The organism is Pseudomonas gregormendelii, assembly GCF_017114825.1.
Taxonomy (GTDB): Bacteria; Pseudomonadota; Gammaproteobacteria; order Pseudomonadales; family Pseudomonadaceae; genus Aquipseudomonas; species Aquipseudomonas gregormendelii.
Genome location: NZ_JADEVO010000015.1, coordinates 93209 through 116257 on the forward strand (window position 1 = coordinate 93209; position 23049 = coordinate 116257).

General features: G+C 61.8%; 21 protein-coding genes and 1 pseudogene. 6 read left to right on the forward strand and 16 right to left on the reverse strand.

The genetic code is table 11. The annotated features are described in order from the left end of the window. The first annotated feature begins 212 nt into the window (after positions 1-212). The 5 genes from IMW75_RS12810 to IMW75_RS12830 all read left to right on the forward strand — a co-directional run bounded on the left by IMW75_RS12810 (position 213) and on the right by IMW75_RS12830 (position 5924). Positions 213-716, forward strand: coding sequence for a CS1 type fimbrial major subunit (locus IMW75_RS12810; RefSeq protein WP_205892793.1), 504 nt, complete (start codon positions 213-215; stop codon positions 714-716). A gap of 100 nt (positions 717-816) precedes the next feature. Continuing rightward, positions 817-3339 (forward strand): TcfC E-set like domain-containing protein, encoded by a 2523-nt coding sequence (locus IMW75_RS12815; RefSeq protein WP_205892794.1) that lies wholly within the window; start codon positions 817-819, stop codon positions 3337-3339. A gap of 124 nt (positions 3340-3463) precedes the next feature. Further along, on the forward strand, positions 3464-4609 hold the full coding sequence (locus IMW75_RS12820; RefSeq protein WP_237142272.1) for a hypothetical protein: 1146 nt from the start codon (positions 3464-3466) through the stop codon (positions 4607-4609). A 38-nt stretch (positions 4610-4647) separates the two neighbouring features. Then, a complete protein-coding gene (locus tag IMW75_RS12825; protein ID WP_205892795.1) occupies positions 4648-5388 on the forward strand; it encodes a molecular chaperone in 741 nt (246 codons plus the stop codon). 50 nt (positions 5389-5438) lie between these two features. Next, a complete protein-coding gene (locus IMW75_RS12830) occupies positions 5439-5924 on the forward strand; it encodes a CS1 type fimbrial major subunit (RefSeq protein WP_205892796.1) in 486 nt (161 codons plus the stop codon). A 1088-nt stretch (positions 5925-7012) separates the two neighbouring features. On the opposite strand, the pseudogene IMW75_RS12835 reads toward IMW75_RS12830, so the two are convergent. Beyond that, a pseudogene (locus tag IMW75_RS12835) lies at positions 7013-7315 on the reverse strand (transposase); the annotation flags it as partial. Between the two features lie 353 nt (positions 7316-7668). Between IMW75_RS12835 and IMW75_RS12840 the strand changes: the two are divergent. Continuing rightward, positions 7669-8895: a M20/M25/M40 family metallo-hydrolase gene (locus IMW75_RS12840; protein ID WP_205892797.1), complete on the forward strand. Its 1227-nt coding sequence runs from the start codon at positions 7669-7671 to the stop codon at positions 8893-8895. Here the strand turns inward: IMW75_RS12840 and gspM are convergent, their stop codons facing one another. From gspM to IMW75_RS12915, 15 genes are all read right to left on the reverse strand, one after another. Next, complete coding sequence (gspM, locus tag IMW75_RS12845) at positions 8896-9396, reverse strand: type II secretion system protein GspM (RefSeq protein ID WP_205892798.1); 501 nt, start codon at positions 9394-9396, stop codon at positions 8896-8898. After that, positions 9393-10535, reverse strand: coding sequence for a type II secretion system protein GspL (gene gspL, locus IMW75_RS12850; RefSeq protein ID WP_205892799.1), 1143 nt, complete (start codon positions 10533-10535; stop codon positions 9393-9395). The genes gspM and gspL overlap by 4 nt, the downstream gene beginning before the upstream one ends. A gap of 5 nt (positions 10536-10540) precedes the next feature. Beyond that, positions 10541-11428, reverse strand: a complete 888-nt coding sequence (gene gspK, locus IMW75_RS12855; protein WP_205892800.1) for a type II secretion system minor pseudopilin GspK — start codon at positions 11426-11428, stop codon at positions 10541-10543. Next, a complete protein-coding gene (gspJ, locus tag IMW75_RS12860; RefSeq protein WP_205892801.1) occupies positions 11421-12041 on the reverse strand; it encodes a type II secretion system minor pseudopilin GspJ in 621 nt (206 codons plus the stop codon). Before gspJ ends, gspK begins: the two co-directional genes overlap by 8 nt. Further along, positions 12038-12424 (reverse strand): type II secretion system minor pseudopilin GspI, encoded by a 387-nt coding sequence (gspI, locus tag IMW75_RS12865; RefSeq protein WP_237142273.1) that lies wholly within the window; start codon positions 12422-12424, stop codon positions 12038-12040. The genes gspJ and gspI overlap by 4 nt, the downstream gene beginning before the upstream one ends. Further along, positions 12408-12893, reverse strand: coding sequence for a type II secretion system minor pseudopilin GspH (gspH, locus tag IMW75_RS12870; RefSeq protein ID WP_205892802.1), 486 nt, complete (start codon positions 12891-12893; stop codon positions 12408-12410). Before gspH ends, gspI begins: the two co-directional genes overlap by 17 nt. A gap of 3 nt (positions 12894-12896) precedes the next feature. Beyond that, positions 12897-13331 (reverse strand): type II secretion system major pseudopilin GspG, encoded by a 435-nt coding sequence (gene gspG, locus IMW75_RS12875; protein WP_336512425.1) that lies wholly within the window; start codon positions 13329-13331, stop codon positions 12897-12899. Positions 13332-13348: 17 nt separating this feature from the next. Beyond that, entirely contained in the window at positions 13349-14566 is a 1218-nt protein-coding gene (gspF, locus tag IMW75_RS12880) for a type II secretion system inner membrane protein GspF (protein WP_205892803.1), read from the reverse strand. Between the two features lie 2 nt (positions 14567-14568). Then, complete coding sequence (gspE, locus tag IMW75_RS12885) at positions 14569-16059, reverse strand: type II secretion system ATPase GspE (protein WP_205892804.1); 1491 nt, start codon at positions 16057-16059, stop codon at positions 14569-14571. After that, on the reverse strand, positions 16056-17996 hold the full coding sequence (gene gspD / locus IMW75_RS12890) for a type II secretion system secretin GspD (RefSeq protein WP_205892805.1): 1941 nt from the start codon (positions 17994-17996) through the stop codon (positions 16056-16058). Before gspD ends, gspE begins: the two co-directional genes overlap by 4 nt. Positions 17997-18007: 11 nt before the next feature. Continuing rightward, entirely contained in the window at positions 18008-18556 is a 549-nt protein-coding gene (locus IMW75_RS12895; protein ID WP_205892806.1) for a type II secretion system protein N, read from the reverse strand. 36 nt (positions 18557-18592) lie between these two features. Then, the gene (locus IMW75_RS12900; protein ID WP_205892807.1) at positions 18593-19108 is read right to left on the reverse strand and encodes a cytochrome b; all 516 of its coding nucleotides are present in this window, start codon (positions 19106-19108) and stop codon (positions 18593-18595) included. An 83-nt stretch (positions 19109-19191) separates the two neighbouring features. Continuing rightward, on the reverse strand, positions 19192-20676 hold the full coding sequence (gbpA, locus tag IMW75_RS12905) for an N-acetylglucosamine-binding protein GbpA (RefSeq protein WP_205892808.1): 1485 nt from the start codon (positions 20674-20676) through the stop codon (positions 19192-19194). A gap of 198 nt (positions 20677-20874) precedes the next feature. Further along, the gene (locus IMW75_RS12910) at positions 20875-21558 is read right to left on the reverse strand and encodes a response regulator (RefSeq protein WP_205892809.1); all 684 of its coding nucleotides are present in this window, start codon (positions 21556-21558) and stop codon (positions 20875-20877) included. After that, positions 21467-23044 (reverse strand): PAS domain-containing sensor histidine kinase, encoded by a 1578-nt coding sequence (locus IMW75_RS12915; RefSeq protein WP_205892810.1) that lies wholly within the window; start codon positions 23042-23044, stop codon positions 21467-21469. Before IMW75_RS12915 ends, IMW75_RS12910 begins: the two co-directional genes overlap by 92 nt. Positions 23045-23049 lie beyond the last annotated feature (5 nt).

Below are 23049 nucleotides of genomic sequence, written 5' to 3' on the forward strand. Positions count from 1 at the left end.
TTTCCTAAAGGCGCCTTGGTGCGCTCTGCTTATCTTTGTGGGGTCAAACAGCCAATGGGAAATATTCGTTATATCGACGGTCTGAAATTTTTATATGTGGTGGGTTACCATCTGGAACATCTTGAAGTTTGCCGTGGATCTAACGTGCCCGTTTTACATGGCTGGATCGTTTTGACTTAACTAGCGATTCTCTCAATCACAGGTAGTGAAATATGTTCAGAAAACTTGCGTTCTCCCTTTCCTCGGTTGCTGTACTGATGAGTTCTTCCCTGGCCATGGCCGCAACGGAAGAGGCTATCACTATTCAACTCAAGGCCAATGTGCCGGGTGCGACTTTCCATGTCCGTCCGCCAGCGAGCGAAGACTGGAGCTCCATTCAGGAAATCCGCTGGGATACCCAGCGCAAGCAACTGATTGACTGGAGCAAAAATCTCGAGGTCTTGAGTACCACGGCCGGCATCAAGGCCAAGCTGGTCTCGGAGCCGGAGCTGATCAGCGGCGCCAACAAGATCAAGCTGGACGTGTTTGTCAACGGCACTAAAGTAAAAACCACCAGCGACGAAGTGGTTAACGCTGCAGATGCCTTGGCGGGCCGCCAAGTAGCATTTGAAATCAAGCCAGTGCCGCTCGCCGGCTCGGGTCGTCATCCCGAAGGCAACTACACCGGCACCGTGGCGCTGATCTTCGAGCCCGGCGCGCCTGTTCCTGCTCCTTGATAGCCCAAGCGTTTGATTAACGGCTGCCTCACGCGGCTGGGGAGCCACTTGGCTCCGCCAGCCCGTTTCAACTTTGACTTACGCCAAGAGAATTCCCTGCATGTTCCCGATGACGCCCATCGCGGCGGCGCTTGCATTTTTTTTCTGTGCAGGTGCGCTCGCGGCCCCCTCTGCCATCGGCACCACGCCTCGCAGTTTAATGGCCCAGGCCAAGGGTCTGCCCAGTGAATTCGAGGAACACTTTTTCGATGTGCCGCTGGCGGTTCGCGTCGAGGTCGATCAACAATTTCTCGGTGAGGCGATGATCGTGCTGTCGCGCGATGACCGCATCACCCTGCTGGACTTTACCGACGTCGCTGATAGCCGGGTCCCGGCCAATGAACGCGACACCTGGGCGGCCTACCTGCAACAGGGCGTACCGCTGGGGGCCTGTGCCGGCAGTTGCCCGGAGCAGATGCTCGCGGTGCACTACAGCCTGGAAAACTCGCTGGTGTCGATTGCCACCGAGCGCGCCGAACGTGACAGCGAGACGCCGCGTTTCTACGACCAGCCACGCGCTGGCAGTACCGGCCTGATCGTGCGCAACCAGTTGAACCTCAACGGCGGCCAGCAGCAGGACCTGGGCGGGCGCTACGGCCTGGAGGCCAGCAGCAGCCTGGGCAACTGGACCCAGAACTTCAACATGCAACTGGCGCGCATGGGCGGCGGCGATGACCAGCTCTATCATTCGGTGCACGAGCTGTACAGCCAGCGCGAGTTGCAGGGCAACTTCCTGCGCCTGGGCTATTTCACGCCCGCCTCCGAAGGCTTGAGCCGCCAGCCGCGAACCTTCGGCAACAGCCCGGACACCGCCCTGGGCGTCATGTACGGCAGCTCTGACAGCCTTGCCATCGACATCTCGACCCCGAGTGTCTACCCGATCTATGTCACCGCCAATCGCCTGGGTTCGGTAGAGATCTATCGCGACGGCCTGTTGATCAACACCCAGCCGGTGCCCGCCGGCTTGCAGACCCTCGATACCCGGCCGCTGCCCGGCGGTATCTACGAAGTCGAAGTGCGCCTGATCGAAGACGGGCAGATCACTTCGACCAGCCAGGAGCTGGTGTACAAGCCCAACAACTGGCGCAACCCAGACGAACGCTGGCGCTACAACCTGTTCGCCGGGCGCGAGACCAAGCTGCTGAGTAACTGGGAAGACGACAAGAACGACGCCATGACCGCCGGTGTCGCGTTGAACTACCTGCTGCACCCGCGGGTGGTGGTCGGCCTGTCCGGACGCCAGGTCCGCGACACCCTGCAATATGGCACCTCGGTCGACTGGAGCCTGGCCGACAGCGTCAGCCTCTATGCCAACCTCTATCAAACCCAGGACTACGGCACCGGCGTCGATTTGCAGGGCCTCTACAGCTACAGTTCCGGCAGTCTCATCGCCAGCCATACCCGCAGTTGGCTGGACACCCGCAACACCTACGAAACCCTGCCCGACGGCACGCGCATCCGCCAGCGCAACGTGTTCACCGGCCAGACCAGCAACTCCTCGCTGTCGGTCAACCACCGCATCAGCCAGAAAAGCTCGCTCAATGCACGGATCTCCCACAGCGACGGCTACACCGAAGGCGTCGGCCTGGACCTGGGCTGGAACCAGCGCACCTTCCTGTTTGGCAGCGATGGCAACTGGCGCCTGTCGCTGTTTGACCGCCCGGGCAGTTCCAGCAGCGGCAACCAGCGCAATCGCGGGGTCGACCTGAGCCTCAACCTGTCCCTGGGTGGCCCCGGCCAGCAGATCAGCGCCAGTATCGGCTCGCGCACCTCCCGTGACGGCGCCCGCGACAACAATGCCTCGGTCACCTATCGCAAGACCCTGCAGGATCACCTGCTGCAAAGCGTCTCCGCCACCGCCAGCACCGATACCTATGGCGTCGGCGTATCCGGCACCGCGAGCTTCCTCACCGAGGCGGTCAGCGGCGATGCCTTTGCCCAGCGCTCGTCCTATAACGGCAACTTCACCGGCGACCTGAACCTGGACAGCACCTTCGCCATGAGCGGCCTGCAGATGGTCATGACCAGCCAGTCCAGGGGCGATGGCGCCGGCATGATCATCGACGTCGAATCCGACCTCGAACACATCGCCCTGCGCGCCGACGACCTCAGCGGCGGCAGCATCCGGCTGCACCCGGGGCGCAACTTCGTGCCGATCACCGCCTACCGCAACAGCACGGTCAGCTTCGACTTCGAGGGTAACCACGTGCCGGCGGCCAGCATCCAGCCGGTGCGTACCCGCTATCACCTGAACAAGGGCGGCGTTGAGTACCGCAAGATCACCGTCAGCAAGACCCTGACCGTGCTTGGCCGGCTGCTCGACCCGCAAGGCCACCCGCTCAAGGGCCACCACGTGATCAACCACGCCAGCCGTGGCGTCACCGAAGTGGACGGCTTCTTCTCGATGGAAATGAGCGCCAGCGCGCCCACGTTGGAAGTGCGCCACAACGACCAGTTGTTGTGCCAGTTCCGCCTCGACCCGGCGGCGCAGCCGACCGAGCAGGATGTGTTGATGATCGGTGATTTGCGCTGTTCGGCGGACACCCTGGCGGATGCGACTTATAAAGCAGAGAAGGCTGGGTGATGATTTTCCTCATGAGTGTTGTTAAGGGGTATTTCCATTGGCTAGTTTAAGTACTTTTGTTGCGAGAGTTTGCCGCTGGTTATGGCGTGGTGGGTTGATCTGTTTCGTTATCCCGGCTTCGGCTATGCAGATCGATATCACCGCAAAATTTGCACCGGATCCTGCAAATCCGTACATGAATAAATTCAAAAATACGACGCCGAACAGTGGCTGGTGTGCGTTTCGCAATCAATGCCTAAGGTTGCCAATCAAGTTTGAGTCCAATGCTGAAATTGTGGTCCGGCATTCGGTTCGCCGAGGGCCGATGTTTAAAGTGCCGAGTGATTGGCAGGCTGTTGAGATTCGCCACAAAATAACGGGGGAATCGAAGTTTGTAAAAATCCGAATCGCTGGTATAGGTTCAGAATATGTGGCCGATGATGTCAATGGTTTAGTGGGTGGTGGCGATTTTCGTGAGTCCCATCAGAAACTGTGGTTGCAAAGGGGCTGGCAAGGCGCCCCGCGCCCATGCCGTGATGGTGGGGTTGGTTATAGTAATGAATACATGTTTGGTTTTTTTTGGCAAACACCGGTGGCTGGCGTTTGTGCTAAAACGGCCGCATTCGCTATACCCTGGATGAATTATAACTATCTGGATATTAACTACGAGCTGGATCTGCCGTCTCCTTTGGATATGTCCTCGGGGCAATATGGCGGGCAGTTAAATTTAACAATCGGCCCCGGTGGTCATTTTGATATGGGCGACGTGATGATTCCAAGCGATGATACGCTCACGATGAATTTCACGTTGGATGTAAGGCATGTACTGCACGTTGAAATTCCGCCGGGTGGTAATCGGGTGGAACTGTTGCCTGAGGGGGGCTGGCAGGCGTGGTTGCAAAATCCTGCTCGGCTCCCGGGTAAGTTATTTCGGGATCAAACATTCCATATATGGACATTTTCACCTTTCAAAATGTACCTGGCATGCGAGAGTTCAGCGGATAATCCCTCGCTGTGTAGTTTAAAAAATGAGCGCAATGATCAGGTGCCTTTGGATGTAAGGGTTAGTTTGCCAAGTGGTTTTACCGATAATCAAGGGCTGTCAATAAGTCGAAGGGCACTCTATAAGAATCATTCCGATAATGTGTTTTATCCCGGGTTTTATGTAGTGCGGGGTGCAGCAAAATTATACTTTGAAGTTAGGGGGGCGCAAGTAAAAAACATGCTCACGAACCACCCGGGTACTACCTACTCAGGCACCGTTACGGTTATCTGGGATTCGGAGGTTTAATTGATCTCTAGTTTTTATACAACGAACGAGGCTCACTCATGAATCGCCTGATAATGCTATTTGGTTTTTGCTGTTTTCCTTTACTTGCCCACGCCGGCCCGCAAATCAATGTCGGCGTGGTCTACGACTACCTCGACGGCGAAAAAAGCACCTACCTCAAGCGGGTGTTCAACGGCGGTGACGCCACGGCCTTCGTCAAGGTCAATATCCTGGAAATCGTCTACGACGCCGAGGGCAAGCCCCAGGAAGTGCCGGTCAAGAACCAGGCCGATGTGGTGGCCCGCGATGGCCTGATGGCCAGCCCGGCGCGCCTGATCGTGCCGGCCAATGGCATGCAAGGCACCCGCTTGCTGTATATGGGCGAGCGTGAGCAGGAACGTTACTTCCGCGTGCGCTTTATCCCGGTGGTGCCGGAGCAGGAAGACCAGTTTGCGGTGTCGAGTGAAGATCGCGAAGAGTACAAAAAGGAGTTGTCGGCCGGGGTCAATATCCTCGCCGGTTACGGCACGATCTTTTTCGTGCGCCCCAAGCACACGCGCTTTGATACCAAGGTCGACGACAGCAAGACCCATTACATGCTGCGCAATAACGGCAACAGCGTGGTGATCGTCGATCAGTTCAAGGACTGTTCAAGCAAGAGTGAACAGGACTGCAATCCGGTGACCAAGCACCACATCTTGGCCGGGCGCGAGTTCAAGTTCGACAAACAGGCTGGTCGTGAATACCGCTTCAAGCTGGTGGAAGGCGAGAAGAAAAAGACCGTCGAGGTCAAGGGTTGATCCCGGCGCCTCGCACTGGCGAGGGCGCCCTGCAGTCACAGGTATTTGCCATGTTCAAGACACTGATCACCACCGTGCTGCTGTTGACCAGCACCTTTGCGCTGGCCGCCCGCCAGGAACACGAGTTCGAGGTCTCGGTGCGCGTCCCGACCTTGCAGTTCTACGTGATCCCCACCGACCCCGGCTGGATGCACCAGGAGCAGGTACTGCCCTGGGATGTGCGCAGGTCGACCCTGGGCGGTTTGCGCAAGGAGTTTGACGTGCTTAATGACGGCGGTGCGGTGAGCGCCAAGTTGGTGAGTGCGCCGTATTTATCCAATGGTAATGCGCGGGACAATATCCAGTTGAAAGTGAAGTTCAACGGGGTAGAGCTTGATGCGCTAACGTACAAACAAGTTGTCTCGGCGCAGGATGCCAAGGTGGGGAGTCGGGTGCAGTTGGAAATTGTCCCGCAGATGACGGCTGGGGGGTACAAGCCGGGGAGTTACTACGGTAACGTTAATATGATTTTTAATGCCGCTGCTCCTGGCGCTTGAATGGGATTTTGAGCGACCTATCTATGAAGAGTTTATTTAAGGTTTCTTTTTGGGCGGTGTTTATTTCTTTAGTCTGGGCGCCAACGGTCAGTGCCGTGACCAAAGAAATAGATTTGGTGTTCTATGGGGCGACCGGTAAGTTGGTTAATGCGACGCCCTCGGTTTTCGATAGCGCTTGCGGGTCAGAGGTGGCTAACTGCATAAGGCTGCCTGTTAAATTTTCTGGAGGGCCTATTGCGGCTGATCATGATGTCCGCCAGGGCCCCATGTTTAGCGCGCCCACCCTGTGGAAGACGGTGCAGCTGACCAATGTTGAGGATAATGAAGTATCGTCCATTGATGTCAGAATTTCAGGTGTCGGCGTGAAGCAGCGATTTAATCAAAGCGTTACTGAATTGGTTCCCGGCTCTTCAGGGGTGCTCGATGCTCACAATAAGTTGTGGTACGGAGGGGGTTGGGGTTATGCCGCAGCGCCCTGCGAGATGACTGGACAGCACTCCTGGGATGCGACCTCATACCAAATATTCTGGAAAATGCAGGCCCTGGAAACGTGTACCAAACGCGCCAGATACCCGATTCCTGACCTCAGTTACGATCAATTCGACATTGGCTATGAGTTGCGTCTGCCCAAAGCGAAGACGATGTTCAACGGCACCTATACTGGGCGCATCAGCTACACCTTGGGGCCGCATCAGGATTTCGATATGGGTGACATCATGTTGCCGTCCGACTCACAGATCACGTTTGAGTTCACTCTTAGGGTGGAGCATGATCTGAAGGTCGATATTGATCTTCCGCCTGGCGGTAATCGCATTGAGTTACTCCCACGTGGGGGGTGGCAGCGCTGGTTACAAACGCAGCGTGTGCCGAGAGAAATAGAAAGAACGCAGCCCTTTCATTTTTCAACGACCGGGCCTTTCCGGGTGACGGTGTTTTGTGATTTCGGTAACGCGTCGCGTTGTTCCATAAGGAGACCCGGAGATAATTCTGGCTTATCATATATGCTAGTGATCGAGCTGCCCAGCGGCTTTGTCGATGAGCATGATCGGCCAATTACTAAAACAATGTTATTAGCCAAAACTCCCTTAAGTTTCGTCTGGAATTCGATCCAGATGCAGCCCGGCAAACTGGCGCAGAATTATGGTTTCGTAGAGCGATTCTTCCATGGCCGGGTCGCTATAACCGAACCAGTTTTGCATCAGATGAACCCGTAACATCGCCATCAACGGATACGCCGGACGACCACCTTCGCCCTTCGGATAGTGCGGCTCGATCAGTTTGACCAAGCCATTCCAGGGCACGACCTGATCCATCTCGATCAGGAAGCGTTCACGGCGGGTTTGTTTGCGTTTGCCAGCGTATTCGGCGTCAGCGAAGGACATCTGCTTCATCGGGGCTCAACCGTTCAGTTCTTGGGACTGGCGTATTTCACCAGATTTTAAAGTCTTTTTCAGAGTTTCCTTAAAAATCTACAACAAGCATTCTGTAATTCGTGCTAGGGGGACTCTGCAATTTACACTCGGGGAGGTACAAATAAAAAAACTCTTCGAGCACGCTGGTGACACTTACTCGGGTAGGGTGACAATTGTGTGGGACTCGGACCTCTGAACAATTAACGGATTTACAGTGATCACGGAAATTTAATTTTTGAGAACAAGCCATGTCTCAGTGTAAGAAAATACTCGGTTATTTAAGCGTGTTTGTGCTGCTATCTCCTCTCGCAGCTGGAGCACAGACCTATGGCTTGCAAGATAGCCAGCTCAGCGATTATCTGTTGCCCAAAAAAGCCGAACAACTCTCACTGCTGGAACGCCTGGTCAACACCAACAGCGGCACTTTGAATATCGAAGGCGTGCTTGAGGTCGGCAAGCTGCTGGAGCCCGAGTTCCAGGCTGCCGGTTTCAGCACCCGCTGGATCGAACTGCCTGCGGCGATGCAGCGTGCCGGCATGCTGGTGGCGGAGCGCAAGGGCACCTCCGGGAAAAAACTGCTGCTGATCGGCCATCTGGATACCGTATTTCCCAAGGACAGTCCGTTCCAGACGTTCGAGCGCCAAGGCCGGTTCGCCACTGGCCCGGGCATTATCGACAACAAGGGCGGGGTGGTGGTGCTGTTGTATGCGCTCAAGGCCCTGCACGCCATGGGCGCGCTGGACGATGCCAGCATCACGGTGGTGTTGACCGGCGATGAGGAAAACAGCGGCAAACCGATCGCGGTCTCGCGCCAGCCCTTGATCGAGATGGCCAAGGCCAGTGATGTGGTGCTGGACTTTGAACCGACCGTGAGCGGCCATGCCTCGGTAGGGCGGCGGGGCACGGCGCACTGGTTGATTGAGGCTGCCGGTCGTGAGGGGCATTCGTCGATCATCTTCAGTGACGAAGTGGGGGCGGGTGCAAGTTTTGAACTGGCGCGCATTCTCGATCAACTGCGCAAAAGCCTCGTCGGCGAACCAGGGTTGACCGTCAATCCTGGAACACTGGTGGCTGGGGTCGAGGCCACGTACGACAAGGCCAGCGGGGCGGGCAGTGTCTTTGGCCGGACCAACCTGGTGGCCCAAACCGCCATCGCCAGTGGCGATGTGCGCTACTTGACCACCGAGCAAAAACAACAGGCCGAAGCGCGTATGGCCGCTATCGTCAAAGACAGTCTGCCCGGCACTACCTCGACCCTGCATGTTGAGCAGGTGCTGCCACCGATGCCGAGCACCGCCAGCAGCCTGCAGCTGTTCGAGCTTTACAGCCAGATCAGCCAGCGCCTGGGCCACGGCCCTGTGACGTTGCTGCCCGCCGAGTTACGCGGTGGTGGCGATATTTCCTATGTCGCGCCTTATGTTTCCACCGCGCTGGTGGGCATTGGCGCCAGCGGCGATGGCGAGCATTCGGCGCGCGAACGGCTGGACGTCGAATCGCTGTTCACCCGCTCGCAACTGGCCGCGTTGCTGATGCTGGAGCTGGTCAAGCCAGCGCCCTGACTAACTCCCCGATAGCAGCAACTGTGCCTTGGCCCGGGCCTGCGGGCTGACTTCCAGCGACAGTGACAGGACCTTGACCTGTTGCTGCTCGAGCTCCGCCAGCCAACCGATAAACGGCGCCAAAGGCCCTTCCAGGCTCAGGTCGATGTGCCCCGAGGGCGTGTTGTCCATGCGCTCGAGGTTGAGCTGTGCCTGGCTGCTGGTACGAGTGATCAGCCCCGGCAGCGCTTCGCCGCTGATGGCCTGGGTGCTGGCGCGCGGCTGCGCGGGCAGGGCCTGCAGTTGCTGTTGCAAACGACTCTGTTGATTAAACGCCTGCTCGGCCTTGGCCAGTGCCAGCTGCGGCGGTTGCCAGAGCAGCAGGTACGCGGCTATCACGCCAATGAACACAGCCAGGCCGCGTACGGCCGTTTGCTCGCGAGCTGCCAGGGTTTGCCAGCGCCGGCGCAACAGGGCGACGGCTGACGGTGCTGCGGTGGGGGTTGCGGGGGCGTCGCTCATAGGGCTTGTTCCTTGATCTTGAGGCGCGTGCTGACGCCCTGGCTGTCGCGTACAGACGCCTCGGCGCTGACGCTCAGGCCCTGGGTGACCAGGCGTTCACGCAGTTGTTGCAGGTCGGCGAAGTCCGGGGCGCTGACTTGCAGGCTCCAGCCTTCGCCTTGTTGATAGTTAAGGCGATGGACCACGGCGAGGGCGCCGCTGCTGGCGGCCCATTGCTCGGCCAGTTGCGACAGCTGGCGGGTCATCCCGGCCTGGCCCTGGCCTTGCTGGCGCAGCTTGGCCTGTAACTGGCGCGGCAGGTCAATGACCGGGCCGTCGTCCGGAAAGCGTTGTTGCCACAGCGCCAGGTTTTGCTGTTTGAGTTGGGCGCTGCGCTGCTCGATCAGCAGCCGATGGCCCACGGTCTGCACCAGCTGCGCGGCGCAACCGATGATCAGCACCACGGCCAGGGTGCGCCACGGCCAGCGACGTTTGCCGGGGCGTGCGAACGCGCCCTGGAACAGGTCGATGGCGTTCGCCGAGCCCTGGCTCAAGCGGGCCCATGGGTTGTCTTCCGCGCGCCACTGCTCGCTGTCGATGCCGCTTGGCGCCTGGGCGCCGAACCAGTGCAATGGGCCGGGCAGTAGCGGGGCGAGCGCTGGCAGTTCCACGTCGCTCAGGGCCAGGCGCAAGGGCGCCGCGCCGCCGATCAACCAACGCTGGTCCCAGCCAAGAGCGCAGGGCTGGTCGGCGGGCAGGCAGTCGGCGTCGATGTGCACGCGGACCGGGTGCAGGTCCTGCGCCGCCAGGGTGGCCAGGCACTGGCGCAAGCGCTCGCGGTCGATGGCAAACAGTGCGCAGTGTTGTTTGTCGCGCAACGGGCCGTGGGCCAGGTGCAAGTCGTCGAGGTCGTCGACCACCTGATCTTCCAGAGCCGATTGCAGCGCCTGGCGCAGCCAGCGGCCACTGCGGGCGGGCACGCTGACCTGGTGATAACTGGCCATTTCCATCGGCAGCAGCAGGCTCAGCGGCTGACCGCGCAGTTGTGCGGCGGCCTGTGCCAGGGTGCCATGCTGCGCCGGGGCGTCGGCCTTCCACCAGGTCAGGGACCACTCGGCGTCGGCGTCGGCGGGGGGTGAGAGGTACAGCCAGTGACTCATGATCATTACTCGTTTGGCCGGTCGGCTTTGGCGGGGTTAGGGAGCAGGTGGCGTTGTTCGACGCGCAGGGTCTTGCCGTCGATGCTGCGCAGGTCGCTGACCAGGCGCAGGCGTCGCCCGTCGAGTTCGACGTCGATGGTGGCGCGAAACTGCTGGCTGCCCACCGCCAGCCCACGGGCCTTGATGTCGCGGCCGGCGAGCATGGGGTGATCGAGGAAGGCCTGGACGCTGGGGTAGCCAGCCTCGGGCCGGGTCTTGACCAGGTTGCTGGCCGTGGCCTGGTCCAGGCCTTCGAGGCTGGCCAGCACCAGGGCGCTGGCGGTGTTGATGTTCAAGGCGCTGGCGGGGCCGGCCGTCAGCACGGGCCGCAGTTTTTCCAGGGTAGCGGCGTCTACCTGGGGCAGTTGGCGCAGTTCGCTGATGTCGCTCAGGGGCAGGGGCTTGCCGTCGCGCCCGCGCTGGGTTGAGAGCAACGCCGGGTCGTGGGCACGCACCCCCAGCAGCGCCAGCAGGCGTTGGTAGCGGGCGCTGGCGAGCAGGTCATTGGGGCGGCGCAGGCTGTTGAGGTTGAGCCGGGCGCCGAGGTCTTCGAGTTCGATGTGAATGCGCCCGCCTTCGATGTCCATGACCGGCGCCGGCTCTGCCCAGGGTTGGCCCGGGTGCACCACTTGCAAGCCATTCTCGCGGCGTGCTTGCGCCAGTATTTGCTGCCGGGCCCAGCTTTCGCCACTGAGCGCCAGTTGCCAGAGTTGCTGGTGCTGCACCAGGTTGGCACTGCTGTGCAGGCTCAGGCGCTGGCGGGCGAGCATATGGCTGACGATCACCGTCACCAGCGCGGTGATCAGCAGCACGCTGAGCAAGGCGACGCCGCGCTGGCGCCCGGGACTACGCATGGGGTGGGGCCGCGTGGCTGTCGCCGGCCGGCACGCCGCCGGGCATCAGGATCACCCGGCGGATGTCCGGGAAGCCGGGCGCATCGATGACGATTTCCAGGGCCCCCGGCAGGCCCAGGGTCTGCCCGTCCGCCGGCCAGCCGGTGTGCGCCTGGCCATGACCGTCGACGTAGCGCAGGCGCTTCAGGCGTACACCCTTGAGCAAGACCTGGAGCTGGGGCTGGGCGCCGCCCGGCTCGCCGCCGGGCAACGGCAGGGTCTCGCGCAGCCATTGCTGGTCGCGCCACAGGTGGCGCACCTGCAGCAGCTCGCTGCGCGGCTGGTCCAGCGGGTTGCGCCAGCCGCCGCGCACCAGGCGCAGTTCGCCGGGTTGGCCGATCATGGCCTGGCTGGCGCTGGCGTCGTCGCTCAGGGCCCGGCGGCTGGCCAGTTGCAGGTCGCGCTCGAGCAGGCCCATGGCCCGTTGCAGATGCCGCAGTCGCTGTTCGTGACTGGCGATACGCCGGTCACTGTGCAGCACACGGTCGAGCAACTGCCAGGTGGCCAGGCCCAGCAGGCTGAAAATGGCGATGGCCACCAGCACTTCGAGCAGGGTAAAGCCGCGCTGCGTCATGGTTGTGCCTCGATAAAACCGACCAGGTGCGCGCGGCTGTATTGCCGGGCGTCATCCAGGCTGGCCAGGGGGGAAACCCGCACGCTGACTTTGAGCAGTCGCGAGTCGGGCGCCGGCTCGCTATCGGTCAGCAACCACCACTGGCGCCCGCCGAATTCCACTCGTTGTTCCTGGCGTTCCTTGCCAGGGGCGAGCATGCCGGCGCGCAGTTCATTGAGACGGTTGTCGGCGATCCACAGGGCCTGGGTGCGCTCCGACAGCCCGGCACTGTTGCGCGTTATGTGTTGCACGGCGCTGTAGAGGGCGATGGAGGCGGTGGCGAAAATCGCCAGGGCCACCATCACTTCCAGCAGGGTGAAACCGCGTTCAATCGACAGGTTCAAGGAGCGGCTCCTGGATACCGTCGCTGGACAGGCTTAGCAGCGGTTGGCCACGGTACTCCAGCCATAGGGTGAAAGGCGTGGTTTCATCGCTGGACAGCACCAGCAGCTGTGGCAGGTCGTGGCCCTGATACGGATGGTCGAGCAGGTCGGTGGTCTCCAGGCGCAGGCTGAGGTTCGGCGCCAGGGTCTGGCGCGCAAACTCCTGATTCGGCGCCCAGCGCCCGTGTTCTTCCAGGCGCTGCACGGCGTAGCCGTCGGGCTCGAAGCGCAGCCCATATTCGCGGTTGGTCAGCACCGCTTGTTCACGCAGCAGTTGCAGCAGGCCGCGCAGGCGTTCACCTTCACGGCGCACCTGTTGCGTCCCGGAGTCGGGGTTGAGCATGCCGACCAGGCCGCTGAACAGGGCAATCACCAGGATCACCAGCAACACTTCCAGCAGGGTGAAACCCCTGGCGCGTGAAGGGCCCACCGCCTAGCGCTCCCAGTTGCCTATGTCGGCATTCAGGCCTTCGCCGCCGCTCTGGCCATCGGCGCCAAAGGAAAACAGGTCGTAGCTGTCGTTGTAGCTGCCCGGCATCAGGTACTGGTACGGATTGCCCCAGGGGTCCATCGGCAGGCGCTTGAGGTAACCGTCGGGGTTCCAGCTGCGCGCCGGCGGGTAACCGTCGGGTTTGCTCACCAATGCCTGCAGGCCCTGCTGGCCGGTGGGGTAGTTGTGATTGTCGAGCTTGTAGATGTCCAGGGCCATGGCGATGGCCTTGATGTCGCTCTGGGCCGCCGTGGCCTTGGCCTGGTCGGGGCGGCTCATGATCTGTGGCACCACCAGGGCGGCGAGCACCCCGAGGATGACCACCACCACCATGATTTCGATCAGGGTAAAACCGCGTTGTCGCTGGATATTTTGCACGTTCAAGTGTTCCGGATTCAGGTGATCAGTTGGTTGAGGCTGAGGATCGGCATCAGGATCGCCAGGACGATGATCAGTACCGAGGCGCCCATGAACACCAGCATCGCCGGCTCGAACAGGCCGACCAGCAAGGCAATGCGGTTTGCCAGTTGTTCTTCCTGCTGCCGGGCCGCGCGTTCGAGCATGTTGTCCAGCTCGCCGGAGCGTTCGCCGCTGGCGATCATGTACAGCATCATGGGCGGGAAACTGCCGTTGAGTTCCAGCGCCCGCGTGAGGCTCACACCTTCACGGACCCCGCGGGCAATGTCTTTAAGACCTGTACGAATTTGCTCGTTGGCCACCACTTCGCAGGCGATTTCCAGGGCGTCCACCAGGGGCACGCCGCTGCGCCCGAGAATCGCCAGGGTGCTGACAAAACGCGTGCAATCGCTGGCCCTTAGCAGGCGCCCGATCAGTGGCAATTGCAGCAGCGTGGCGTGCCAGCGTTCGCGGTGGCGCGGCTGGCGCAGGGCCACCCGCAGGCTGAACACCAGCAGGCCCAGCAGCCCCAGTACCGGCAGGCCGAAGTCACGCAGCAGCGCGCTGCTGGCGATCAGGCCACGGGTCAGCAGCGGCAGCGTTTGCCCGCTGTCGATAAACACCTGCACCACGTCCGGGACCACAAAGCCCAGCAGGAAGCCGACGATGCTGAAGGCGGCGACCATCAGGATGCTCGGGTAGAGCATCGCCAGCTGGATCTGCTGGCGGGCGGCCTGGCGCGCCTCGGTATAGTCCGCCAGTTTCAGCAGCACCTGGCCCAGGTGCCCGGAACGCTCGCCGGCGGCGACCGTGGCGCGGTACAGCTGCGGGAAGGCTTTGGGGTAGCCGCCCAGGGCGCTGGCCAGGCTGTAGCCTTCGAGCACCCGCGCCCGCACCGCCAACAGCATGCTTTTGATCCGCTGTTTTTCGCACTGTGCGGCCACCGCCGCCAGGGTTTCTTCCAGCGGCAGCGCCGCCTGCACCAGGGTCGCCAGCTGCCGGGTCAACAGCGCCAGCTCGGCGCTGTTCAGGCCGCCACCAGAGGGTCGCGCCGGGCCTTCGCCGCGCACGCGCTGGCGCTGGGTGGCGGTGACTTTGAGCGGCACCAACTGGCGCTCGCGCAACAGCTGGCGCACCTGGCGTTCGCTGTCGGCCTCGATCACGCCGCTGGACTTGCGACCGGCGCTGCACATGGCCAGGTATTCGTAGGCGGCCATGCTCAGTCCTCCTGGGTCACGCGCAGCAGTTCTTCAAGGCTGGTCAGGCCTTGCAGCACCAGGGCGCAACCATCGCCAAACAGGCTAGGGCTGTGCTGCCGGGCCTGGGCCAGCAGCTCGTGCTCGCCGGCACCGGCGTGGATCAACTGGCGCAGGTGGTCGTCGAGCAATACCAGTTCGTAGATGCCCTGGCGCCCGCGATAGCCGCTCTGCTGGCAGGCGCTGCAACCTTGTGGCTGGTACAGCAGCGGAGCGCTGGCCGGGTTTACGCCGAGGCGTTCGCAGGCCCCGGCATCGGCTACGACGCTGCGCTTGCATTCGGCGCACAGCAGGCGCACCAGGCGCTGGGCCAACACCCCCAGCAGCGAGGTGCAGAGCAGGAAGCGCTCCACGCCCATGTCCGCCAGGCGCGTGACCGCGCCGACTGCGCTGTTGGTGTGCAGGGTCGACAGCACCAAGTGCCCGGTCAGGGAGGCCTGCACGGCAATTTCGGCGGTCTCGCGGTCGCGGATTTCACCGACCATCACCACGTCCGGGTCCTGGCGCAGAATGGCCCGCAAACCACGGGCAAAGGTCATCTCGGCCTTGGCATTGACCTGGGTCTGGCCGATGCCGGTGAGGTGATACTCCACCGGGTCCTCGATGGTCAGGATATTGCGCTGCGGGCTGTTGAGGCTGGCGAGCCCGGCGTACAGCGTGGTGGTCTTGCCGGAGCCGGTGGGGCCGGTGACCAGCAGGATGCCGTGGGGTTTGTGCAGGGCGCCTTCCAGGCGCTGGCGCACCTCGGCATTCATGCCCAGGCGGCTCAAATCCAGGCGCCCGGCCTGTTTGTCGAGCAGGCGCATGACCACCCGTTCGCCGTGGCTGGAGGGCAGGGTGGAGACGCGTACGTCGACTTCGTGGCCGGCAATGCGCAGGGCGATGCGGCCGTCTTGCGGGACGCGTTTTTCGGCGATGTCGAGCTTGGCCATGACCTTGATCCGCGACACCAGCAGCGTCGCCAGTTCACGCCTTGGCCTGAGCACTTCGCGCAGCAGGCCGTCGACCCGCAGGCGCACCGACAGGTGTTCTTCAAAGGCTTCCAGGTGCACGTCCGAGGCCTTGTTCTTCACCGCTTCGCTGAGGATCGCATTGATCAGGCGGATAATCGGCGCGTCGTCCTCCTGCTCCATCAGGTCGGTGGTGCGCGGTAACTGCTCGGCCAGGCTGGCCAGGTCGAAATCCTCGATGAACTGCTCGCCCAGTCCCTCGGCCACCTGTTGTGCACCGTCCTGGCCGTCGCGGTAGTGCGCGGCCATCTGCAGGGCGAAGGCGTCGTCGTCCAGCACCTGGCTGAGCAGCGCGGCGCCATGATGACGGCGCACTTCGGCGATGATCGCCAGTGGCGTGTCGGCCCGGCAATACAGGCGCGCGCCCTGCTCGCCGGGCTCCAGCAGCACGCCGTGGCGACGTGCGTAGGCAAAACTCAGGCGCGACATCGCAGGCGCCGTCATGGGCGCTCCAACCTGGCCGGGGCGCGGATATCAAACTCTCCCGGGCCGTCAATCGGTTCGGCGTCGAACAACTGGTGCGGGCTCTCCGGCAGCAGGGCGCGGGTCTTGCCGTCGGGGCTGCGCAGCTCACGCAGGCTGCGGTATTTGCGTGAGCTCAAGGCCTCGGCGCTGGCTTCGCTGCGCAGCAGTGTCGGGCGCAGGAACACCATCAGGTTGGTCTTCTCGTTGACTTCCTTGGTGCTGGTAAACAGCTTGCCGATCCAGGGAATGCTGCCGAGCAAGGGCACCTTGCTGACCTGCACCTTGACGTTGTCCTTGATCAGCCCGCCGAGCACGATGATCTGCCCGTCATTGGCCAGGATGGTGGTCTTGACCGAGCGCTTGTTGGTGATGATGTCGCTGGTGCTGATGCCCGCAGGCGCGGCGGCCAGTTCCGAACTTTCCTGCTCGACCTTCAGGCGCAGGGAGTTGCCTTCGTTGATGTGCGGGGTGACCTTGAGGGTGATCCCGACATCCTTGCGTTCCACGGTGGTGAACGGGTTGCTCGCGCCATCGGTGCTGGTGGTGTAGGAGCCGGTCTGGAAGGGCACGTTCTGGCCGACCAGGATCTCCGCTTCCTGGTTGTCCAGGGTCAACAGGCTGGGGGTGGACAGCAGGTTGTTATTGGAGTCGCTGGACAGCGCATTGATCAGGGCGCCGAAATGACTACTGCCCAGGCCGATGATCGCGCCATCCGGCAGGGTCGGGGGCTTGCCGTCCTTCAAGCTGCCCAGCAGCGTGCCGATGGCCAGACCGGTGCCGCTGAAGTTGGCCGCACCGCCGAAGCGTCCGCCGCTGCCGGCCCATTGCACGCCCAGGGCTTCGTTGATATCGCCGCTGACTTCGACGATGGCCGCCTCGACCAGCACCTGGGCCCGGGGTTGGTCGAGTTCGTCGATCACGCTGTCGAACATCGCCAGTTGGGCCGGCGAGGCCATCAGCACCAGGGCGTTCTGACTTTCATCGGCGCTGATCAGTATCGGTGCGTTCTGCTTCTGGCTGGATCTGCCACTGCCGCCGCCACCGTCGCTTCCATTAGCCGACTCCAGGCGTTTGCCGATGCCGCCGAGCAGGGTTTCCAGTTCCTTGGCGTCGCTGTGGTTAAGGCGGCGCACGCGGGTGTTGTCGCCGGCGTTTTTCGGCACATCCAGCACCTGTGCCAGGCGCTGCATCTGTTGGCGCACCGGCGCCGAACCGACCAGGATCAACTGGTTGCTGCGGCTGTCGCCGATGGCCTTGGCACTTTGCTGGGCGCCGCCGCCCTGGTTCAGGCTTTCGGTCAAGGTCTTGGCCACGTCGGCGGCCCAGGCATGGCGCAGTTGCAGGGTGCTGAAGGCTTTGTTGCCGGGGGAGTCGATCTCGCGAATGACCTCGCGCAGGCGCTTGACGTTGTTGGCGCTGTCGGAAATCACCAGGGCGTTGGCGGTGGTGGACGGCGCCAGGTAGGCATCGGTGGCTACCAGCGGGCGCAGCGCCACGGCCACTTCGTTGGCAGCGGCATGGTGCAGTTCGACCACCTGGGTGACGATTTCTTCACTGCTGGCGCTGCGGCTGGCGCTGGCCTTGGTCTTGGCTTCGGCCACCGGCAGGATCAGTACCCGGTCGCCCTGGTCCATGGCCGCGAAGCCCTGGCTGCGTAACGCGGAAAGGAACAGTGAATAAATGCCTTGCTGGTCCATGGCCGTCGTCGATTGCACCGTGACCTTGCCGTTCAGGCGCGGGTCCAGGACCATGGTCTTGCCGGTGATCTGCCCGACTTCGTTGACCAGGTCGCGCAACTCGGCGTCCTTCATGTTCAGGGTCCATTGTTGCGCCGCAGGGGGCTTGTCGGCGGCCTGCACGGGGGAGAACACGGTGCCGAGGGTCAGCAGGGACGCGGCCAGTAACGCTAGGTTCATGATTTTTGGCTTCACAAGGACGGTTGAATGAGGGACCCGGCGGGCGCGGCGGCGACCGTCGTGCCGGCCGGCGGTGATGGGGTCAGTAGCGAGGTCTTGGCCGTTGCCAGTGTCAGCGTCTGCTCCACGCCATTGCGCAGGATCAACACCTGCGTTGCATCGATCCGCCGCAGGCTGCCACCGCCCGGCAGGGGCTGGCCGATCTGGTAGAAACGGCTGCCCTGGGGGCTGCCGATCAGCGCCCTGGACAGCTGCGGATTGCTTTCCAGCAGGCTGCCCAGCAGGTCCAGCGGCACACGCGGGGTATTCAGCGTGTCGGCGGCGGGCACCGCGCCGAACAGCCGGGCGATGGCACTGTTGTTCAGCGGCGCCGTGGCGACCGGCCGGGCGCTGGCCTGATGGTTGGCTTCACTGGTCGGCGTGGCGTTGCTCAACAGCCAGCTGCCATGGCCCAGCCAGCTCAACCAGGCACACAGCAGCAGGCAGGCTGCAACGCCCAGCCAGGTATCCACGGCAGCCGTTTTCAGCCTGTGGCGCAGGCGTGCTTCAAGCCCTTTCACGGCGGCTCCATGGGCGGCAAGCATCGCCACGGGCGGTCATGACAGGCGCAGCGACATGCGCTGCAGCAGCGGATGCCCGCACCGGTGATGCACCGCCACGGCGGCGACGTGGCCTGCCACCAGCAGGGCCAGGACTACACAGCAGGCCTTGTGCACGGTGTTGAAAAAACTGGTCAGCAACGGTTCTGTCAGAGGCTGGGGAATGAGCATCAGGGCAAACACGTTGATCGGGCGTTCCATCATCAGTACCCCGGTGCCCAGCACCAGCGCGGTCATGACGTACAGGCCGAGGTGGCCGGCCTTCACCAGCACCTGGTTGCCCTCGTCTGGCGCATGCGCCACGGGGTGGGCCAGGGCGAAATAGATCCGCAGCGCAAACAGTGGGATCAGTACCGCAGTCAGCGAAACGTTGATGAAATTGATGCCGTCGCTCAGGGCGTCGGGCAGGTCGAGCATCGCGTTGCCGAAACCACTGACGGTGGCCCAGATAATCACCAGGGCGAAGATCCAGTGCAGCAGCACGCGTGGGGTTGAATAAGCGATTAAGCGCATGGGTGGTTCTACTTCAGAAATAGGCAGGACAAGACGGAAAGCGTGGCGCTTGCGCGCCACGCCTGGTTCAACTCCGGGATCGCTTACTTGCGGATCCAGGCGTCTTGCCAGTTGGAACCGACGCCTGGTTCAAAACCGGTGGCGTTTGCGCCCCACTGCGAGCAGTAGCCGCTGTAAGGGAAGATCTTGCATTCGTAGGTATTGCCATCCTTCGGTTGCAGCACGGTGGTGCCAGCCTTGTATTCTTTCAGGACTTCAGGGAAGACGAAGTCATACGAGCCATCGCTGTCAGCCTGCACGGTGAAAGAAACGGTTTCCTGTTTGGTCGCGCCTTTCTTCGGTGCCGCTTCGACCACCAGGTCGAACTTGCCGGCCTCGATGTCCTTCAGGCTGAGCGAGAAGTGCGGGGTGTTATCGCCGGCTGCAGCCTGCTTGTGGGCGACGCTTTCCTGCTTGGCGTTGAACACCGTGGCCTTGATGGTGAAATCACTGCCCTTGGCAATCGCGTTGAAGTGCAGGTCGACTGCGCCATCCTTCAGGGTGTAGCTCGGCTGCATGCCGGTGATGTTCAATTCGATCGGTTGGTTGACCAGCTGTTTTTCCAGCTGGAAGCTGAGGATGTCGCTGCCTTTCTTCACGAAAACGCTGTTCTTGCCGAAGTTCGGCACGATGTCGCCATCGGTGTTGAGCTCGCCCATCACGACGCCCACGTTGGCGGCATTGACTTTTTCAGCCAGCGCGTGCGGCCAGATATTGGCCTTGGCTTGTTCGTCCGAGGCGATGGTCAGGCTGATGTTCTTGTCTTCCATCTCGCCAGCAGCATTGAACAGGCGAGCGATGACTTTATCGCCGATTTCCAGGGCTTGCGGCTGTACCACGCCGAGGTTGTTCCAAGGCGAAGGCGCCACTTCGTCGCCGTCGATGTTAACGTCGATCACCTGGTAGAACGTGGCATCGGTATCGCCGACTCTCCAGGTGGCCAGCACTACGTGATAACCGGTGTGGTCGGCCGGGATCATGACATCGTGCGAGTTCCGCTCCTCGGCCATCTGGTTGCCCATGTCTTTGTGCAGCAGTGGCACCAAGTCAAAGGATTCGCGAGTCAGCTTCTCGTTAGGATTCCAGTCTTTTTTGGTGATGTAGAATTCCTGGTAGGCGATTGGGTGCTTGGCCTTGTAGTGCCATGTGAAGGTGTTCAGGCCGGGCTTGATGTCGTTTTTTGCCCAGCGAGTTGCCGTCTGGATGTCCATTTCCGAGAACTGGTCGATCATGCCGCCGCTCGCGATGTTGCCGTCAGCCGGGCCGCATTTGGTGAAGTCTTCTTTGCAGGCTATGCCCTGATAGTTGGTCCGTCCGGTGATGGTGTATTCGACGCTTTGCGGTTCGTACGTAACGTTGCCGCAGTCGTCGTTCACATTGGTCCGGCACATGTACGCGCGGGACTTAGGGCTTTCGATATAGCCGTGGGCGCTGGCTTGTTGCACGGCCAAGGAAGCCAGGGACGCCATGCCGATGGCGGCAACCAGTGGCAGTTTGCGGAACAGACGCGATTGTTTATTGCGGATCATCAATTGACCTTAAATCAGATGAATATTCATGGGGTTCATGCCTCCTGAGGGGTGGGCCCGACACGCCAATAACCTTTGTCGATACCTGCTGCCGGGCCACCTCAGGAAGCAACGACAGGCTACGGCGGGCGTGCAGACGCGGGTATGGGAGGAGTACGAGAGTGCGCTGAACATCGATCCCGTCCGCCAGCGTGCCGATCAGGCCACTGTCTCAAGTACCTGATGGACGTCGTCGTGCAGCGTTGTCAGGCTCTCGCGCAGCGCGAGCAGGCCGTCGGGAAGGCCTGACGGCTGGTGCTCGGCCAACTGTTTGAGCGCATGGCAGGCCCGGGCCAGGTCCTCGGCATCGATCAGGCAGGCGACGCCGTTGAGGCGATGCACGAGGTCGTCGATGGCCTTGGTTGTCGCCGGGAGTTGGCACAGTTGCGCGATTTCTTCGCTCAGGTTGTTGCTCAGCTCCAGTAGCACGCGCCGGCGCAGGTCGGGGCTGTCGGCGAAGGTCTCCAGGTGCTGCAGATTGAAACTGCAGACGGGCTCCTCGCAAGGTGTCGGCGCAGGGGCGAAGCGATGGGTGCTGAGCACCTCCTGCAGGCGCTCCAGGGTGACCGGCTTGATCATCAACTGGTTCATCCCTGCTTCCAGGCAGCGCGTCGCTTCGTTGGTCAGGGCGCTGGCGGTGTAGCCGATGATCGAGAGGGGCCAGGCCTGGCGGTTTTTTTCCGCGGCGCGCACCGTGCGGGTCAGCTCGTAGCCGTCCATGTCGGGCATGTTGCAGTCGCTGATCAGCACGTCATACGACTCGAGCTGCAAGGCCAGCAGTGCCTCGGCGCCACTGCACACATGGGCGGCCTGATTGCCCAGGCGCTCCAGTTGCAAGGCCATGACCAGGCCGTTGGTCGATACATCGTCGACCACCAGGACGTTCAAGGCGCGGCTCGCCTGCGGTGTCGGCGTGCGGCGTTTTTCGCTGGGCGGGTTCACCGCCTGCCAGGTCAACGGCAGTTCGAGGCTGACCGTGCAGCCCCGGCCGGGGAGGCTCGTCGAGCCAGATCCGCCCTGCCATGAGCTGGGCCAGTTGATGGCAAATACTCAGGCCCAGTCCTGAACCACCGTAGAGGTGCGCGATGCTGGCGTGGGCCTGGCGATAGGGCTCGAAAATCTCGGCCTGCTGCTCTTGTGGAATGCCGATGCCACTGTCGCTGACCGTGAGCGTCACCAGGCTGCTGTCGGGCCCGGTATCGGTTTCCTGGACACGGATCAGGATGGCGCCTTGATGGGTGAATTTCAGGGCATTGCTGATCAGGTTGTGCACGATCTGTTGCAGGCGCAGGGCATCCAGGTGATGCAGCCGTTGCGGGGCTGCGCAATAGTCGAGACTCAGTTCCAGGTTTTTCTCATGGGCCTGGACGGCGAACAGGCGCAAGCTGCTCCTGAGCAGCGGTTCCAAGGCCGTCGGCGCCGGCGTGAGCTGCATCAGGCCGCTTTCGATCTTGTCGAGGTCAAGGATATTGCCAATCAGGTCGATCATCGACATAGCCGATTGCTGGGCGATGCGCAGGTTCATCGACGGGGTCGTCTCGGCGGTGGCTTCCAGCTCCAGCAAACCGACCAGGGCGTTAAGCGGGGTACGCAGTTCATGGCTCATGGTGGCGAGAAATTCGCTCTTCGCCGCGCTGGCTTTTTGGGCGATCTGTTTGGACTCGCGCAGCTTGAGTTCAAGCTGCTTGCGCTCGGAAATGTCCAGCCAGCCGCCGAGCAGGCCCTCCAATTCTCCCCGGGCACTGTAGAAGGGCACCAGCCATTGGTAGAGTTGGCGCAGTTCGCCGTTGACTTCAAGACTGGTGTCGACAAAGTGCGGTTGGTGGGCCCTGAGCAGGCGGCGGTGTGCGTGTTGCAGGTCTTGGGAAAACACACCCGGCAGGCAATCCTGCTCGGTAGGCAAGCGGCCTTGAATATTTTCCAGCGCGGTGCCGAACAATTCTTCGTAGGCGCGGTTGCAGGTGTTGAGGCGGCCCTGCAGGTCGCAGACATAAAGGGGAGTCGGCAGGCTGTTGATCAGTGAAAACTGAAAGGCCAGCTTATCCTGCAGTTCGGCCTGTGCCGATTTGCGCTGTCGAACCTGAATTTGCAGGCGCCAGTTCCAGTACAGCGACGACAGGAAGATCACCAGAATCACCAGGGCGATAGCCCAGGCCTGGTCCGAGACCAGGGCCCAGGGCGAATGGATCGGTGCTGGCACACTGGCGGGCAGCTCATCGCAGGCCTGGACCCGGCACCAGGACCCCAGTCCTGAAAGCACGCATATAGCGGATATCAGGCGCAGCAGGCGCCCCATGCGGTTATGGAAAGCATGAGTTAAAGCGAACATTGAAT